We start from the raw sequence: 18507 nt of genomic DNA, 5'->3' as shown, positions 1-18507 counted from the left end.
TTCATTTTATTAGATTAGACTGTAGTTAAATGTTGACACGTTCTTTATAATGAACTAACATGAATGATATAAAATGCTATTTAAAGTTTAAACATATTTTTTTGTTTTGTTCGTTCTTTATTTAGAACTGGAAAATGTAAAAGGTCTAAACTAAAAAGGTGGTTTAATGGATAATTTACAAAAAATGAATCGAATGAATCAGAGAAGACCAAAGGAAATTAATTTAAAAGAATTGTTCCTAGTAATTAAAAGACGTTCAATGATAATTCTATTAATGACCATAATAGCTGGTTTGGCAGGTTATATTTTAAATCAATCGAATGTGGTCCCTCTATATCAGTCATCATCAAGAGTCATTATTGGTGCTGATGAAGAATCAAGAAAAACTCTTCAAGTAATCGTAAGAGATTCTTCAATTTTAGACATTGTCATTAAAAAAATGGGATTAAAAGAAACATCGGATCAATTGGCAAACAAAATCACAGTAGCAAGTTTGGAAAGTTCGCAGGTGGTAAGCATATCGGTTGTAGATTCTAATCCCATTATGGCTTCTAAAATAGCAGATACCACAGCTGAAGTTTTTAAAGAAGAAGTACCTAAAATAGTCGATAAAGATTATATACGAATTTTGTCTAAAGCAAAGGTCAATCCTGAACCAATCAATCCTAAAAATGATAATAAGATGTTTTATGGTGTGATTGGAGGCCTTGTAATTGGCATTGGGGCAGCATTCTTTCTAGAAACGTTAGATGATAGAATCAGGTCTAGCAAGGAGATAGAAGAATTCTTAGGTGTACCCGTGGTAGGAAGAATACCCAAAATTACCAGGTGGAATAAGAAAAAAGCTGCGAGTAAAACAAAATTGGATGTAAAAATGAGGGGGGAGACCGTTGATTATAAATAAAAAAACAATGATTACTAAAAGAAAGAACCCCTTTCTTACTTACTATTATCCCAATTCATTATTAGCAGACCAATTTCAAACGATTCAAACAAATCTCAATTTCCTTATGTCTGAAAAAATGACCCAAACGATCATGGTTACTTCTCCTGAAGAGGGAGATGGAAAGTCAACCCTGTTAGCCAATATTGCTGTAGCAATCGCACAACAGAAAAAAAAGGTTCTCTTAATTGATAGCAATTTAAGGGCTCCTGCATTACATGAATTCTTTTATACTTCTAATACCCACGGATTGACTGATGTACTGTCAGGCAGAATGACCCTAAGTGAAGTAGTTCATCATACCGAGATATGGAGATTAGATTTGTTATCAAGTGGAGCTATTCCTAAAAATCCAGTTGAGTTGTTAGGATCCAAAATAATGAAGGAGTTGCTTGTAAAAGTTAAAGAATCCTATGACGTTATTATATTGGATTCTTCTGCACTGATTAAATTACCTGATACAAAGTTGTTAGCAAGTCTATGTGATGGTGTACTTCTCGTAGTTAAAAATGGAAGGACAAAACTCCAAAGTGCATCAGAGGCGAAAAAAATGTTGGAATTCGCAAAGGCTAGACTCTTAGGTGTAGTTTTAAATCAGTAACAAAAGAAATCTTTACTTTTTGATATCGTTTGTTCTAATTGAGGAACTAATAATTTGATTATATAGTTTTCTATCTGGAAATGTCTCCTTTCCTTTATCAATGGAGGCACTCGGTCATGCTGTGGGTGAATGCCTTAGACGCCGGTCGTCAAGAGTGTGATGTGAGGAAGGGTTAGATGCCCTATTAATTATAAAAAATTTTTAACTATATGTTCTTTATTAAGAATATATAGTTAAAATTTTTTTAGGAAGTGATCCATTGAAGAATGATAGTCTTTATCCAAAATGTATAAAAAAGGTAGTGAGATATATTAAACAAGATGCACCTAGAGAGCAATTGGATGAAATAAAGAAATTAATCGACCACGCAATACGAATTAGATCCAAAACTATGAATTAGTGTCCATACTATTCAAAATTCTAGGGGGGGTTATATGTCTTATCAACAACGATTATCATTATTTTTACTTATAGATTCGTGCATAGTATTTACTGCTATATTTATTAGCTGCTTCTTAGTTAATGGAACAATTGAGGTTGTAACCTTTCCAATTTTATTAAGCTGTATTGTTATTTTATTATGTCATTTTACTTTATCAATTAAATTTAATTTGTACAAAAAGGCGTGGGAATATGCCAGTGTTGGGGAATTGTTAAGCATTTTAAAGATTGTAACCGTCTCAGTACTGTTTGCAGGAATTTTCCAACAGCTAATTGTTCATGATATATTTTTTCGGTTACTTGCAGTAACGTGGTTACTTAATATGTCTATTATTGGAGGATCTCGTTTTTGCTGGAGGATGCTTCGAGATTCTCGCCTAAAAAAAATTGAAAATAAAAAAAGGACATTAATTGTTGGGGCTGGTTCGGCTGGAACAATGGTCGCAAGACAATTATTACATAATAAACAAGCGGACTTATTACCTGTTGCATTTATTGATGATGATTCTAAAAAATATAGGCTTGATATTTTAGGAATCCCAGTTGTGGGAAGTATCGATGATATTGAGAAAGCTGTTATTGATTATGCTATTGAAAATATAGTCATAGCTATACCTTCATTGAGTAAAAAAGAGGTAAATGCTATTTTCCTTGAATGTGCAAAAACAAATGCAAAAACTCAAATACTACCAATGTTAGAAGATTTGATGACAGGTAAGGTGTCTGTTAGTCAATTTCGTGATGTGCAGGTTGAGGATTTACTTGGAAGAGAACCTGTTGAATTAGATATAAACAGTATATCAGATAATATCACGAATAAGGTGGTCTTAGTTACAGGTGCTGGTGGATCAATTGGATCGGAAATCTGCCGGCAAGTCACAAAATTTTATCCGAAAGCACTTATATTATTAGGACATGGTGAAAATAGTATTTATTCGATTGAAATGGAGTTAAAAGAGACGAATAAAGATTCTAAGATTGAATTTGTTCCAGTGATTGCAGATATACAGGATGAAAAGAAAATGATGTCGGTTATGAATTTCTATCAACCTGATATAGTTTACCATGCAGCAGCACATAAACATGTACCACTAATGGAAGCAAATCCGGAAGAAGCGGTTAAGAATAATATCATAGGGACAATGAATGTAGCAAAGGCAGCGAGCTGGAATGGGGTTAAGACCTTTGTAATGATCTCAACTGATAAAGCAGTGAATCCGACCAGCGTCATGGGGGCAGCCAAAAAGTTAGCCGAAATGATTATTCAACATATTGATCAACAAAGTACGACAAAATTTGTTGCCGTTCGATTTGGGAATGTGCTAGGAAGTAGAGGAAGTGTTATTCCACTATTTAAAAAGCAGATTGAAAAGGGGGGACCTGTTACAGTCACCCATCCGGAAATGATTCGTTACTTTATGACCATTCCTGAAGCATCAAGACTGGTATTACAAGCAGGAGCCCTTGCTGGTGGTGGAGAAATATTCGTACTAGACATGGGTGACCCTGTTAAAATTGTAGATTTAGCAAAAAATCTAATTAAACTCTCTGGTAATTCTATTGAGGAAATTGGTATTGAATTTTCAGGTATTAGACCAGGTGAAAAATTATTTGAAGAATTGTTAAAAGAGGATGAGGTTCACGACCAGCAAGTTTATCCAAAGATTTATATTGGGAAAACCTCTGAACTATTAATAAATGAAATTGAAGAAATTATTCAAACATATTCTAATATGGGAAAAGATGAAATTAGAGCTAAACTTATTGATCTTGCAAACTATAGAATAAGCCCAAACTCAAAAGTATCAATTCCAGTATAAAATGTAAAGTGTTGAAAAACTGATATTAGTAGCAATTAAAAAGAACCTGTTATTACGTCGAAAGGACCTTTAATATGACAGTCCTCTGGATTAATCTTGCTGTAGTATTTTCACTGGCATATCTTTCACGATATTTTTCAAGAACCCTAGTATTAAGCGGGTCATTGATATCAATAAAACCCAATAAATTATTGGCTTTAGGGGCTATCATATCATTTATTTTAGTTGCGGGGCTTCGCAATAATATTGGAGATACACCTTTTTATATCCATACGTTTAATATTACGAATTTCACATGGGATTTAGTTAAATCACAGGATGACATAGGATTTGGTGTTCTTCAGATGATATTAAAAAGTTATTCAACTGATCCACAAATATTAATATTTACAACAGCTTTCATAACTAATGCTCTTATCATAACTGGATTATATAAATATTCGAGATTATTTGATTTGAGTGTCTATGTTTATATAACTGGTGGTTTGTTTTTGGTTACAATGAATGGAATTAGACAATGTTTAGCTACCGCAATTATATTTACCGGTACAAAATATATAATAAATGGTAATTGGTTTAAATATATATTATTAGTCGTTTTTGCGTCGTTTTTTCACCAAAGTGCACTGATCTTAATTCCTATCTATTTTTTGGTACAGTATAGAGCATGGTCAAAGGCAACTATTATTCTTCTTGCGTTTTCAATATTAATTGTTATAGGCTTTAATCAATTTTCTCAAGTATTATTTTCTGCTATTCAGGATAGTCAATACGGTGTATATAGCCAAGTCAATGAAGGAGGGGCAAATATTATCAGGGTAATAGTGTTTGTCGCTCCAATGGTTATAGCTTTTTTTGGAAGGGAAAAACTGAGAGAACTATATCCGGAGAGTGATATTATTGTAAATATGGCAATCGTAGGTGCTTCATTTATGATAATCTCTACTGGCAACTGGATTTTTGCAAGGTTTAATATTTATTTTGAGATTTACCAAATTATTCTAATTTCATGGATTGTCAAGGTTTTTAGAGAAAAAGACCAAAGGATTATTTATTATGCTATATTGTTATGCTATTTGGCATATTATTACTACGAAAGTGTTATTAGCTTAAACATAGTTTATAAAAGTAATTACTTGGGTTAAAAAAGCCCTATTAACATCTTAATATAGTTAGTCCTCACAACTTGTATGTGAGGACTTTTTTATTAAAAATCAGAAACTAAGAGAGGGAATTGAAATGGCAATTTCAGAAAACTTAAACGAACAAAAATTAAAAGAGATCTTAACAGATATTTATATTAGTGGGATGGAGCAAGAAAACATGCATGTGTCAGATTTAATCGAGGAAATAAAAAAACAATTGTTGGTTTATTCCAAATAGCTCAGGAGGTTAAAAATGAAGCGGCTATTTGACTTTACAATTGCCTTAATATTATTTGTGGGCCTTTCCCCAATTTTTGTTGTAATAGCATTTTTAATCAAATTAAAGCTCGGTTCACCTGTTATTTTTAGACAGATGCGGCCTGGTTTGGATGCGGTCCCTTTTTGTTTATACAAGTTCAGAACAATGACAGATGAAAAAGATGAGCAAGGTGAATTGCTCCAAGATTGTATTAGATTAACACCGTTTGGTAGATTTCTACGTAAATTTAGTTTAGATGAGTTTCCGCAATTATGGAATGTCATTAAAGGAGATTTAAGTTTAGTTGGACCAAGACCTTTACTGCTTGATTACTTACCACTTTACACAAAAGAGCAATCTTCAAGGCATAAAGTTAAACCTGGGATAACAGGTTGGGCACAAGTAAATGGAAGGAATGCTCTTACCTGGGAGAAAAAATTCGAGTTAGATGTCTGGTATGTTAGGAATCAATCCTTCCTACTTGATATGAAGATTCTCTTTTTAACTGTATATAAAGTTATCATGTCAGAGGGAATTAATCAGCCTGGAAATGCAACGATGGAAAATTTCAGGGGGTCAAATTCTTCAATGGGAGGAGGAAATACTTGAATATTGTTGTGATTGGTCACGGAGGTCATAGTAAAGTAGTTTCTGATATCATTCGAGCAAATAAGGGACACCAAATAATAGGATATCTAGATGATAAGTATGAAAAAATTCATATGATCAACAACTTAATATTTGCACCAGTTAGTGAAGCAGTGAAAATAAATGAAACGTTCGATGATGTTAAATATGTTATAGCTATTGGAGATAATACAGCAAGAAAATCGGTCGTTGAGAAAATAGGTTTCCCTGTAAAGTGTTTTGAACCAATTATTCATCCTTCTGCATGTATCAGTCCAAGTGCAAAAATTGGGCCTGGTACAGTAGTCATGCCACAGGCAGTTATTAATGCAGATGTAATAATAGGAAATCATTCCATTATCAATTCATGTGCTGTAGTTGAACACGACAGTTTAATAAGTGATTATGTTCATCTATGTCCTAATACTACGATAGCTGGAACGGTCACAATCGGGGAGGGCACATGTTTGGGAAGCGGAGGAACCATTATTCCAAACAAAAAAATAGGTGAATGGACAATGATTGGTGCTGGAGCAACTGTAATCGAGGACCTTCCATCAAATTGTCTAGCTATGGGTATACCAGCAAAGGTAATAACGACTAAACAAGTGAATGCAGGGTGAGTTAATGAGTCAATCAATTTATAAAAAGAGAATATTTTTATCTTCTCCACATATGAGTGGAAATGAACAAAAGTATATTAATGAAGCATTCGCAACCAATTGGATTGCACCTCTTGGTCCTAATGTGGATGCATTTGAGGCAGAAATAGCTCAATATGTTGGAGCCGATGAAGCAGTGGCTGTTAGTTCAGGAACAGCTGCTATTCATCTGGCTTTATTGTTATTAGGAGTAGGAAAAGGTGACAAGGTGTTTTGCTCAAGCCTCACCTTTATTGCAAGTGCCAATCCCATAATTTATCAGGGAGCTGAACCAGTCTTTATTGATTCTGAACCAGATACATGGAATATGTCCCCACAAGCGTTAGAAAGAGCTTTTTATGACGCGATAAAGGATGGAAATCTTCCAAAGGCTGTCATTGTAGTAAATTTATATGGTCAAAGTGCCAAAATGGAAGAAATTACGGCCATTTGTAATCAATTTGGCGTGCCAATTATTGAAGATGCTGCGGAATCACTTGGGGCGAAGTATAAAGGAAAGGCAAGTGGAACGTTTGGAAAGTTCGGGATTTATTCCTTTAATGGCAATAAGATTATTACTACCTCTGGAGGAGGAATGCTTGTCTCAAATGATCGAGAAGAGTTACAAAAGGCTAGATTCCTAGCAACACAAGCAAGAGATGCAGCACCTCACTATCAACATAGTAAAATCGGATTCAATTATAGATTAAGTAATATTCTTGCTGGCATTGGAAGGGCTCAATTAGAAATATTGGAAGAAAGAATCGAAGCAAGAAGAGCAATTTTTCAACGTTATTTTAATGAACTTTCAAACTTACCTGGTTTTACGTTTATGCCTGAGTTAACTAATACTTTCTCTAATCGGTGGTTAACAGCATTAACTATTAATAAGAACGAAGCAGGAATATCAGTAACAGAGTTAATTGAAGTGTTAAGTCAACAAAATATCGAAGCAAGGCCTGTTTGGAAGCCTTTACATCTCCAACCTGTATTTAAGGATAGTAAATATTATCCTCATAAATTGCATGAAAGTGTTTCAGAAGCCCTTTTTAATAACGGGTTATGTTTACCATCCGGGTCAAATATGACAGAGGATGATTTAGACAGAGTCATTCACCATATTAGACAATCAGTTATTAAAAGGAAGGAAAGAGCAAATATGATAAATACTTAGAAAAATTTTATAACAAACGGGGTATGAGAAGTGATAGGAAATACAATATTTGACATTCGAAAACAAAAGGGACTAACCTTATCCGAATTAGCTAAACGTGCAAAAATATCAAAATCTTACCTAAGTAATATTGAGAGAAATCTAAATAGGAACCCGTCAATTGAAGTAGTGAAAAGGATAGCTGAAGTACTAGATATTGAATTCGATGCATTTTTGAGTAAGAAAAACAATGACATTCAATTAGGAATAGATCAGGATTTGATTGATTTTGTAGCAGAATTAAAGGAAAGCGGTATAGGTAAAGAACAGATAAAGGAATTTAAAACGTTAATAGAATTTATTAAATGGAAAAATCTTAAATCCAATGAGGATATAAACAGAGGTAGCAAAAATGAAGCATATTAATAATATTCCAAGAGCCATTCATTATTGTTGGTTTGGAGGAAAGGAAAAACCTAGTATCGTAAAAAGATGTATAGAGAGTTGGAAAAAACATTTACCAAATTATGAAATCATTGAATGGAATGAAAGTAATTTTAATTTAGATTCTAATTTATATGTCAAAGAAGCGTACAATGCGGGGAAATATGCATTTGTGAGTGATTATGTTCGAGTATACGCTCTGTATAATTATGGTGGAATTTATTTAGATACAGATGTTGAGGTTGTTAAACCCTTGGATGATTTATTAGAGCATACTTCTTTTTGGGGGTTTGAACAAGAGAATTTTATCGCAACAAGCACGATTGGAGCAGAAAAGGGTAATAAATTAATAAAAGAATTTCTAGACTCTTATAATGAGAAAAATTTCATAAAAGAGGATGGAACGTTCAATCAATTGACAAATGTTGCTATAATAACTGAATTACTTGCGGAAAAGGGTTTAAAATTGAATGGGAAATACCAAAAAATTAATGAAATGGGTGTTTTCTATCCTCAAACCTATTTTTCTCCGTATGATTATATAAACTGTCAAACATTCTTAAATGAAAACACATATACCATCCATCATTTTTATAAGAGTTGGCTACCATTAACGAAAAGGGTAAAAGGAAAAATAAAATTTGTTTTGTCAAAATTAATAGGTGGCCACAACATTGCAAAGCTAAGGAGAATATATCGTTGAGGTACGTCATTTAAGGAGAAGGAGCATGGTAAATATCTTTAAGAAATTAATAATGACTTTATTATCTGATATAAAAAAACGAGGACTTTTTATTACAATTCTTATGAATCTCTCACATTTAATTGGGATTACAAGGGGTTTATTTTATAAGGTTTTATATTTTAGAAATATTAACTCCACTTTTTTTTCTCTACAAGCTAATAGTAAAATTGAAGTTTTCAATAAAAAAGCAAAAATCACAATGGGGAAATTCGTTTTTATCAGAAAAAATGCCAGCATTCGGATTGATTTTGATGGAGTTCTCCAGATTGGAAATAATGTTTTTATTAATGATAACTGCAATATCAATTGTGTAAACCGAATCACAATCGGAAAAAATACTAAAATTGCCCCAAATGTTTGTATAAATGATCATGATCATAATTATAAAAAAAATACAACGGACCATCTAATAAGAGGGGAAGTCACCATTGGTGAAAACGTCTGGGTAGGATCAAATGTAGTTATTTTAAGAGATACTCATATTGGTGATAATGTGGTTGTAGCTGCTGGAAGTGTCGTTAAGGGAACAATTCCGTCAAATACAATATTTCTAAATAAAAGAGAGCCCGAATTAAAACCCTATAAAGGTAAAGAAAAAGTCGTACAATTTAGTATTTAATACATTTTGGTGAGGTTAGAGGATGAAAAAGAATATTTTAATTTCTGTATATAATATGGAAATTGGAGGAATTGAGAGAAGCTTAATCAATATGTTGGAATGTTTTGATTATGGTAAATACAATGTTGACCTTTTAATCTTCCACCATGTGGGCGAGTTTTTGAGTTTAATACCAAAGTCGGTGAATATTCTGCCACAGGTAGGGGAGTATACTGTTTTTCGTAAACCAGTCACGATTTGTCTTAAGGAAAGACAGTATTCACTAGCTCTAATAAGGGTTCTATCGAAGTATTTTGCGAAAATAAAAGCATCAACAAGGAAATTGGAAGAAGGATCTGGATATATACAAATGCAGCTAACTCAAAAATACTCATCCTTCTTACTGCCAAAACTTGAAAAAGAATACGATGTAGCTATTAGTTATGCATGGCCACATGATATAGTTGCTAAAAAAGTAAAAGCAAAGAAAAAAATTGCGTGGGTCCATACAGATTATAGTAAATTGGAAATTGATAATGAATTAGACCTTAAAGTTTGGAAGCAATTTGATCATATTGCTGCCGTATCGGATGCATGCAGTAGGGCCTTTTTAGCGACCTATCCAAGTTTGAAAGATAAAGTTTTGGTTTTAGAAAATATCATTTCTCCCACATTCATTAAGCAAATGGCAGAGGAAGAGCAGCCGCTTTATAAAGAAAGGTCGCAAACCTTTAATCTAGTCTCAGTAGGCAGATTATCGTATGTTAAAGGGTTCGACCTCGCAATAGAAGCTCTTAAACTACTGCACAACAAAGGGTTAAGCAATATAAGGTGGTATATAATTGGCTACGGGGGATACAAGAAGGAACTAGAGGATTTAATTTCTAAGCATAATTTAAATGATAGTTTTATCCTTTTAGGCAAAAAAACAAATCCTTATCCTTATATAAAAGATTGTGATTTATATGTACAACCATCCAGGTATGAAGGAAAAGCAGTAACGGTTTCTGAGGCAAAAATACTAGGGAAGCCTATACTAATTACAAATTATCCAACCGCATCAAGCCAAATCAAAAATGAAGTGGAAGGAATGATTTGTGATTTAACTATTTCAGATCTAGCACAAGGAATTGAACAGTTTTATTATAATCAGGAATTGAAAAATTTATTGGTTAATAATATTAAGACTACAGATTATAGCAATAGTTATGAATTGGATAAGCTGTATAAAATTATTAGCTAATAAGCTGAAAGGTATGGACAAGATAAAAGAAACAAAAGAAAGAAAATAAAAATTGTAGATTTTTGTCGAATGAATGTTCTTTAATAAGAACAAATTATAAGTTATAATCTTTTTAGAAAGTATTTCATATGGTATAATATAAAATATTTTTTTTTTTTTGAGGGTACTGTTCGTTATAGTAAACGTCGTTCTGATACGAGTTTAATTATTAATAATTCTAAGGTGTGAACTAAATTGAAAGAAACAATAAAAAAGATTTGGGTTCTTTTTAATAAAAGAGAAAAGAAAAAGTTAATATTACTTTTTTTTATGTTGATCATAGCGGCTATATTCGAAACCACTGGGATAGGTTTAATTGTTCCTTTTGTTGGGATTGTGACCAATCCCAAGATGATAAAAGAGCAATCGATATTATCAAATATATATAGCCTATTAGACTTCCAATCAACAAATGCTTTTGTTTTATTCGCTGTCGGCGTATTACTCTCAGTTTTTATTATCAAAAATGCCTATCTTTTGGTATTTTACTATTTACAATATAGAGTCATTTATAATCAAAAAGTAAAATTATCAAGCGCTATGTTTAGAGAGTACTTAACAAAACCCTATACATTTCACTTGCAGCGAAATTCTGCTGAATTATTAAGGAACATAAATGGGGAAGTACCGAAAGTATTTGATGGCATATTATTAGCGAGTTTTCAATTGTTAACCGAAATTTTAGTTATTATTTCTATACTTTCGCTCCTGATCGTCACAGCACCAATAGCCACGTTCACATCGGGTTTATTGTTAGGTGGAAGTGTTCTACTTTTCTTTAAGATCTTCCGTAATAAGATTACTTTTTTAGGAAAGGAAAGCCAAAGAGTAAGTCGTGAGGTGATTAAATGGGTAAATCAAGGATTAGGGGCAAGTAAAGAAATTAAAGTCTCAGGAAAAGAAAGTTACTTTGTGGATTCCTACTCAGTCCAAAGTAGAGTTATGGCTAACAATACGATTTATAAAAATATGCTAGATCAAGTGCCAAGAATGTTTATCGAAACCTTATTAGTATCGGTTGTGTTAATTACGATGATTATCCTAGTTTTTCAAGGGACAGATACATCTAAATTAGTGGCGACAATGTCATTATTTGCTATGGCGGCTTTTCGTCTTATGCCTTCAATTCAGAGAATAGTAGCAACCCTAACAACTATACGATTTAGTCAGCCAGCTTTGACAGTGGTTTATAATGATCTGGTTAAAGATAATAGTGGCAGAAGCCTAATCGATAAAGAAGTGGACTATAATTCGAGGACAGTTAAGTTTCTTGCTGGAGAAAAAATATTTAATAATTCTATTAAATTGGAAAACGTAGATTTCCGTTATCCAAATCAGGAGAAGCATTCCATAAAAAATGTATCATTGACTATTCCAATTGGAAATTCAGTTGCTTTTGTGGGAACATCGGGTGCTGGTAAAACAACAATTGTTGATATTATACTGGGCCTTTTAGAACCTGAGAAAGGTCAAGTGTTAGTTGATGGGAAAAATCTAATTGAACTTATGCCATTATGGCAAAAAAAAATCGGTTATATCCCCCAATCCATTTATTTATCCGATGAATCAATAAGAAAAAATGTAGCTTTTGGAATTAATGATAAAGAAATTGATGAAGATGCTGTTCAAAAGGCAATTGTAGATGCTCAGTTAAAGGATTTTGTTGATTCACTTCCAGAAGGATTAGATACTGTAGTCGGTGAAAGAGGAGTCAGGCTTTCTGGGGGGCAGCGCCAACGTATCGGGATTGCTAGAGCATTGTATCATAATCCGGAAATTATCTTTTTAGATGAAGCGACCTCTGCATTAGATAATGATACAGAAAAAGAAATTATGAAATCGATAGATGGTCTAAAAGGTGAAAAGACATTAATTATTATTGCTCATCGATTAAGTACAATTGAAAATTGTGACATTGTTTTTAAAGTGGATAAAGGAAGATTAATATCTGTAGATCATAAATTAAAACAGACAATGTAAAAGTCCAAATAAATGTAGAAAGGAGGAAAATAATGTTTCCTAAAGTCAGTTTGGTAATCCCAGTTTATAATGTTGAAAAATATTTACATCGTTGTGTTGATAGTATTTTAAATCAGACATTTCAAGATTTTGAAATTATCCTTATAAATGATGGATCCCAGGATAAATCTGGTGAAATTTGTGATGAATATGCTAAGAAAGATAAAAGGATAAAAGTTTTACACAAAAAAAATGCCAGAGTGTCAGCTGCCAGAAATGATGGCCTTAAAATGGCAAAAGGCAAATATATTGGTTTTATTGATTCAGATGATTGGATAGAACCTGAGATGTACCAAGAGATGTATAACAAAGCTAATGAATTAAATCTAGATATTGTTATGTGTGATTATAAAAAAAGATTAGAGGACTATGAAAATAGACGTACACAACCTATTCGTGGTGGTTTTTATTCAAAAGAAGATATTAAGAATGAACTGTTCAAATGTTTAATAATGTTTGATCATATCGAATTTCCACCTACCATTTCCAATTGTGTTTGTTTGTTAAGTTTAGAATTCTTAAGAAAAAACAATTTGTACTATGATGAGGATATACATTACTGTGAAGATTCGATTTTCGGATCGAAGGTTATGTATCATGCAACTAATTTTTACTATTTAAAGGACCGACATTATTATAACTACTTTTACAACCCGAATTCTACCACTAATACATATAATGAAAAGAAGTGGAATAATTACCTTAAAATTAATGAAAGGTTAATAAAATATTTTGGTAAAACTAGTGAATTTGATTTTTCTAGACAAATTAAAATTAACATGTTGTATTTTACATTAAATATGTTAGGCCAGATAAATTTCTCGGCCCGCAAAAACGAAGAAAAATTGTATATGATAAAAGAAATCATGTACCACCCAAACGTTACAAATATATTTAAGAACTTTAAATTACCTAACATTTCTTGGAGAGGTAAAGTTATAATCCTTCTAATAAAGTTTAAAATGGTTAGATTGTATTTTTTTTTAGTATTGGATAAGCGTTATAAGCAAGAACTGATTTCAGGATAATCGTTATTGAATAAACCTTATAAGAGAGAGGAATGTCATTGATGATACCGAGGGTAATTCATTACTGCTGGTTTGGGAAGGGAGAATTACCTCCATTAATAAAAAAGTGTATTACAAGCTGGAAAAAATATTGCCCTGATTACAAAATAATTGAATGGAATGAATCAAATTTCGATATAAATATAAATCCTTGGACTAAGGAAGCTTATGAAAATAAAAAATATGCTTTTGTTTCCGATTATGCGCGACTATTTATCCTCTATAATTACGGAGGAATTTACCTTGATACAGATATAGAATTAACCAAAAACATTGATGAATTTCTATCGCATGAAGCATTTTCTGGATTTGAAAATGAAAAATATGTTCAAAGTGGAATAATCGGAAGTCTTCCTAAAAATAGTGTAATAAAGAGATTTTTAGAATATTATAATGACCGTCACTTTGTAAAGGAGGATGGAAGTATTGAGGACATTCCCAATGTTCGGATAATTACAGAAATATTAAAGGACTATGGGCTTAAATTAAATAATGAATTTCAAGTAATAAATGGTATATATATATATCCTAGAACATATTTTTGTCCAATAGATGCTAATGGGAATAGAGATTTTTCTAAAAACACATATTGTATCCATCATTTTACTTCTACTTGGAGATCATATAAAGAACAAAAACAAGTTACCTTTATGCATAGGTGGTATTATCCATTATACAAAAAAAACCTGGTAGTTTTTATGTTACTTGGAAAATTATTGTTAGGAAAACAGAATGCAAAAAGGCTCCATACTAAATATAAAAAATTATTTTTGAGAGATTAGTCATATGATTATAAAGAAATATGCAAGAAATCAACTCTACCGAACAATTACATTTTCTAGATATATGATTTTCCCATACACTACTAACGGAAAAAAATTAAAATATTTAAGAAATAAACATAGAGGAAAACGATGTTTTATCGTTGGTAATGGTCCAAGTTTATCAATTAAAGATCTTAATAAATTAAAAGATGAGATTACTTTTGCTTTTAATCGAATTTACTATATTTTCGATAAAACGGATTGGCGACCTACATATTACTGCTCTGAAGATGATAAAACCATTTTTAAAAGTAAAGAAGAGATAAATAAATTAAATATAGAAAACAAATTTTTCCCTGTTAATTTTCCATGGGATTATAATATTCATTTTAATAATGCCAAATATTTCATATTTAAATTCGGTGATAGGAATGTTGAACCGAATTTTTCTGAAGACATTGTTAAAGGAATATATTGGGGGAATACCGTTGCATATACTGCGATTCAGATAGCCGTATACATGGGTATAAGAGAGATATATCTATTAGGTGTTGACAATAATTTCAGTAAAATGATTAATGATAAGGGTGAAATTGTCATTGATGAGTCAGCGAAAGACTATTTTACTGAAAAATATAATACTGATAAAGAGGATCTATATATTCCTAACATTGAAGTTTCTACAAGAGCCTTTTCAGCTGCAAAAAGATATGCAGATGAGAACAATATTAAAATATACAATGCAACTCGTGGCGGGAAATTAGAAGTTTTCGAAAGAGTAGATTTTGATCAAATAATATTATAGAAAGTGTGGTTAAAAGTATGAGAATTATTGGAATCATACCAGCAAGAGGAGGATCCTCAAGATTTTATAATAAGCCTTTAGCAAATATTTTTGGTAAACCGATGGTTTGGTGGGTTTACACACATTCTAAAAAAGTTGATTGCTTTGAAGCGGTATATATTGCAACGGACAGCGAAGAAATTAAAGCGGTATGTGAAGGGTTTGGAGCAAAAGTTATCATGACCTCTAAGGAGCATGATACGGCGACAGAAAGGCTGTATGAAGTATCCCAAAAAATTGATGCTGACCTTTATGTAATGGTAAATGGTGATGAGCCTGTTATAGAAGCGAAAGATATTGTAAAGTGTATACCAACTAATCTTGATAAAGATGATTTCTATGTATCCAATCTTATGACGGATTTTACTGATCCAGTTGAAGTGGTTGATACAACTAATCTAAAAATCGTGACGAATAAAGATGGCATTTGTCTGTTCATTTCACGTAGCCCTATTCCATTTCCAAAAGGTGGGATGAACTATATCTATCAAAAGTTCGTAGGAGTTGGAGCATTTACAAAAAAGGCACTTCAATACTACCACGAAACCCCACGAGGTCCTATTGAAAAAATTGAAGAAAACGATTCTTTTAGATTTATTGAAAACAGAAAAGACATTTATTATATTAACGCCCATTGTAAAACCATTTCAGTTGATACACCGAAGGATATTGAAAAAGTCGAAGAGTATTTATTCCAGAGTGGAATAAAACCTGTTTATTCACTCAATTAATGAAACTGTTTAATTATAAATTTTAGAGAGGAAGACTTATTAATGAGAACAATGAAGGTAGGAAATATTACGGTAGATACTTCAATTTTTACGTTAATTGCAGGTCCTTGTGTAATTGAATCAGAAGCACAAGTGATGGAAGTAGCAGCAAGAATGAAAGAAATTACAGGATTACTAGGTATTCCTTTTATTTTTAAATCATCGTTCGATAAAGCGAATAGAACGTCCATTTCATCGTACAGAGGTCCTGGAATAAATGAGGGTCTTCGTATTCTAAAAAAGATAAAAGATGAGTTAGGAATACCTGTAGTAACAGATATCCATGAACCATATCAAGCTGAGCTTGCAGCTAAAGTTGTAGATATGCTACAAATCCCGGCTTTTCTATGCAGACAAACAGATTTATTAATCGCAGCAGCAGAAACTGGATTACCAGTTAACATTAAAAAGGCTCAGTTTTTATCTGCCAAAGATATGAGAAATGTGATTACAAAGGTTGAAGAATCAGGTAACGAAAACATTCTTTTATGCGAAAGAGGCAACACTTTTGGTTATAACAATTTAGTGGTGGATATGACTAGCATCATTGAAATGAAAAAATTCGGCTATCCTGTTGTTTTTGATGCAACCCACAGTGTTCAAAAACCAGGAGGCAACCTCATATCTACTGGTGGTAATCGTGAGTATGTGGAACATTTAGCGAAAGCTGCCTTAGCTGTCGGTGCAGATGCTTTATTTTTGGAAGTGCATAAGGATCCTGATAACGCGAAGTCCGATGGTCCTAACATGGTTAAACTTGATGAGATTGAAGTTATGCTTAAAAAATTTATTAAAATTTTTAAGGCGGTGCGAGAAGTTGAATCAAACAGCTATTCTCTCTGAATCAAAAATTGACCATCAAATCGATATTCTTACTGAATCGAAATATGTTTTTGAGACTGAGATTAATGCTATAAACCTAGTGAAAGATGCTTTAGATGAAAGATTCGTAAGAATAGTGGAATTAATTTCCAATTGCACCGGTAAAGTTATTGTTACAGGAATGGGTAAACCTGGTCATGTTTCAAGGAAAATTGCCGCAACAATGGCGAGCTTAGGGACATCAGCGTTTTTCCTGCATCCAGCAGAAGCACTGCATGGAGACTTAGGAATGATTTCAGCAAATGATATTGTCATAGCGATTAGCTATAGTGGGGAAAGTGAAGAGATTACTAAAATTTTGCCTAATATAAAAATAATAGGAGCAACACTAATTGGTATCTCTGGTAATCAAAATTCATCACTCATCAAATATAGTGACTATTCCTTTGTATTTCCTAAATTTATAGAAGCATGCTCGATGAATTTAGCTCCTACATCCAGTACGACGGTCGAGATGGTTCTTGGAGATGCATTAGCAGTATGTTTATCAAAGATCTACGGTTTTCATGAACATAATTATGCATTGTACCACCCGGCTGGTTCCCTTGGTAAAAAACTATTAATAAAAGTAAGTGATATTATGCATAAAGATGAAAAAAACGCAGAGGTAAAGGCTGGTACTAAGTTAAAAGATGCAATTGTTGAGATGAGCGCTAAAGCGATTGGAATTATTAATATTGTAAATGAAAATCATGAATTACTCGGAGTCTTTACGGATGGAGATTTAAGAAGAACGTTTACTAGGGAAGTAAATGTATATGACTTATCAGTAGACGATGTGATGGCCAAATCACCTTTATATATTGATTCTGATATGCTTGCTGTAGATGCACTAAAAATCATGAAAGATAATAATATCTCTGCACTGCCGATTATTCGTAATCATAAGTTGGTTGGAACAGTAAGAGTTAACGATATTCTTGGGGTGGGTATATTTGTATGATAAAAGATAGAGATTTATCAAAAATAAAGATGCTCGTTATGGATGTAGACGGTACTCTCACAGATGGAAAAATTTATGTGGGAGATAGTGGTGAGGTATTTAAAGCATTCAATGTAAGAGATGGATACCGATTAATTCATATGGATGAGTATAATATAATCCCAGTTATTATTACTGGTAAGAAATCTGAGATTTTATCGAAACGTGCTACTGAATTAAGGATTGAAGAAGTTCACCAAGGGATTGACGATAAGCTAAAGGTTTTGGATGAGGTTATTGAAAGATATCAATTAACTTACGAAAATGTTGCATATATTGGTGACGATGTAAACGATCTTGACTGTATGAAAGTATGCTACCTTAAAGCCAGTCCAGCAGATGCGATTGATGAAGTACTTGGTGTAGTAGACTATGTTTGCAAAACTAATGGTGGAAATGGAGCCGTTAGAGAATTTATAGATTTAATTGTAAAGGCACAAAGCAGGGAAAAGAAAAAAATGAAAGTAAATCAGTATTAGT

The 18507-nt window shown here is 32.5% G+C and carries 20 protein-coding genes; all 20 read left to right on the top strand.

Annotation, left to right across the window (positions count from 1 at the left end):
• The first annotated feature begins 166 nt into the window (after window positions 1-166).
• Window positions 167-904, top strand: coding sequence for a YveK family protein (locus M3226_RS04335; RefSeq protein WP_251562936.1), 738 nt, complete (start codon window positions 167-169; stop codon window positions 902-904).
• Entirely contained in the window at window positions 891-1544 is a 654-nt protein-coding gene (locus M3226_RS04330) for a CpsD/CapB family tyrosine-protein kinase (RefSeq protein ID WP_251562934.1), read from the top strand. Before M3226_RS04335 ends, M3226_RS04330 begins: the two co-directional genes overlap by 14 nt.
• Window positions 1545-1978: 434 nt before the next feature.
• Window positions 1979-3805, top strand: a complete 1827-nt coding sequence (locus M3226_RS04325) for a polysaccharide biosynthesis protein (RefSeq protein WP_251562932.1) — start codon at window positions 1979-1981, stop codon at window positions 3803-3805.
• A gap of 74 nt (window positions 3806-3879) precedes the next feature.
• The gene (locus M3226_RS04320; protein WP_251562931.1) at window positions 3880-4950 is read left to right on the top strand and encodes an EpsG family protein; all 1071 of its coding nucleotides are present in this window, start codon (window positions 3880-3882) and stop codon (window positions 4948-4950) included.
• A 94-nt stretch (window positions 4951-5044) separates the two neighbouring features.
• The gene (locus tag M3226_RS04315; protein ID WP_251562929.1) at window positions 5045-5188 is read left to right on the top strand and encodes a hypothetical protein; all 144 of its coding nucleotides are present in this window, start codon (window positions 5045-5047) and stop codon (window positions 5186-5188) included.
• A 15-nt stretch (window positions 5189-5203) separates the two neighbouring features.
• Window positions 5204-5818, top strand: a complete 615-nt coding sequence (locus M3226_RS04310; protein ID WP_251562927.1) for a sugar transferase — start codon at window positions 5204-5206, stop codon at window positions 5816-5818.
• Complete coding sequence (locus M3226_RS04305; protein WP_251562925.1) at window positions 5815-6459, top strand: acetyltransferase; 645 nt, start codon at window positions 5815-5817, stop codon at window positions 6457-6459. Before M3226_RS04310 ends, M3226_RS04305 begins: the two co-directional genes overlap by 4 nt.
• Window positions 6460-6463: 4 nt before the next feature.
• On the top strand, window positions 6464-7651 hold the full coding sequence (locus M3226_RS04300) for a DegT/DnrJ/EryC1/StrS family aminotransferase (protein WP_251562923.1): 1188 nt from the start codon (window positions 6464-6466) through the stop codon (window positions 7649-7651).
• A 30-nt stretch (window positions 7652-7681) separates the two neighbouring features.
• Window positions 7682-8056 carry a helix-turn-helix domain-containing protein gene (locus M3226_RS04295; RefSeq protein WP_251562920.1) on the top strand — a complete coding sequence of 125 codons (375 nt, stop codon included), beginning with the start codon at window positions 7682-7684 and terminating at the stop codon, window positions 8054-8056.
• Entirely contained in the window at window positions 8043-8777 is a 735-nt protein-coding gene (locus M3226_RS04290; RefSeq protein WP_251562918.1) for a glycosyltransferase family 32 protein, read from the top strand. The genes M3226_RS04295 and M3226_RS04290 overlap by 14 nt, the downstream gene beginning before the upstream one ends.
• A 25-nt stretch (window positions 8778-8802) precedes the next feature.
• Window positions 8803-9438 (top strand): acyltransferase, encoded by a 636-nt coding sequence (locus tag M3226_RS04285; RefSeq protein ID WP_251562916.1) that lies wholly within the window; start codon window positions 8803-8805, stop codon window positions 9436-9438.
• 22 nt (window positions 9439-9460) lie between these two features.
• Complete coding sequence (locus M3226_RS04280) at window positions 9461-10660, top strand: glycosyltransferase (RefSeq protein WP_251562914.1); 1200 nt, start codon at window positions 9461-9463, stop codon at window positions 10658-10660.
• A gap of 234 nt (window positions 10661-10894) precedes the next feature.
• Window positions 10895-12679: an ABC transporter ATP-binding protein gene (locus M3226_RS04275; RefSeq protein ID WP_251562912.1), complete on the top strand. Its 1785-nt coding sequence runs from the start codon at window positions 10895-10897 to the stop codon at window positions 12677-12679.
• Between the two features lie 32 nt (window positions 12680-12711).
• On the top strand, window positions 12712-13746 hold the full coding sequence (locus tag M3226_RS04270; RefSeq protein WP_251562910.1) for a glycosyltransferase family 2 protein: 1035 nt from the start codon (window positions 12712-12714) through the stop codon (window positions 13744-13746).
• 41 nt (window positions 13747-13787) lie between these two features.
• Window positions 13788-14567, top strand: a complete 780-nt coding sequence (locus M3226_RS04265) for a glycosyltransferase family 32 protein (protein ID WP_251563234.1) — start codon at window positions 13788-13790, stop codon at window positions 14565-14567.
• Window positions 14568-14571: 4 nt separating this feature from the next.
• Window positions 14572-15354: a 6-hydroxymethylpterin diphosphokinase MptE-like protein gene (locus M3226_RS04260; RefSeq protein WP_251562908.1), complete on the top strand. Its 783-nt coding sequence runs from the start codon at window positions 14572-14574 to the stop codon at window positions 15352-15354.
• A 17-nt stretch (window positions 15355-15371) separates the two neighbouring features.
• On the top strand, window positions 15372-16124 hold the full coding sequence (locus M3226_RS04255) for a 3-deoxy-manno-octulosonate cytidylyltransferase (protein ID WP_251562906.1): 753 nt from the start codon (window positions 15372-15374) through the stop codon (window positions 16122-16124).
• A gap of 42 nt (window positions 16125-16166) precedes the next feature.
• Window positions 16167-17006 (top strand): 3-deoxy-8-phosphooctulonate synthase, encoded by an 840-nt coding sequence (gene kdsA / locus M3226_RS04250; protein WP_251562904.1) that lies wholly within the window; start codon window positions 16167-16169, stop codon window positions 17004-17006.
• On the top strand, window positions 16981-17988 hold the full coding sequence (locus tag M3226_RS04245) for a KpsF/GutQ family sugar-phosphate isomerase (RefSeq protein WP_251562902.1): 1008 nt from the start codon (window positions 16981-16983) through the stop codon (window positions 17986-17988). Before kdsA ends, M3226_RS04245 begins: the two co-directional genes overlap by 26 nt.
• Window positions 17985-18506: a KdsC family phosphatase gene (locus tag M3226_RS04240; RefSeq protein ID WP_251562900.1), complete on the top strand. Its 522-nt coding sequence runs from the start codon at window positions 17985-17987 to the stop codon at window positions 18504-18506. Before M3226_RS04245 ends, M3226_RS04240 begins: the two co-directional genes overlap by 4 nt.
• The last annotated feature ends 1 nt before the right edge of the window (window position 18507 follow it).

Source organism: Neobacillus cucumis (assembly GCF_023715505.1).
This window is presented reverse-complemented; position numbering and strand designations above follow the sequence as displayed.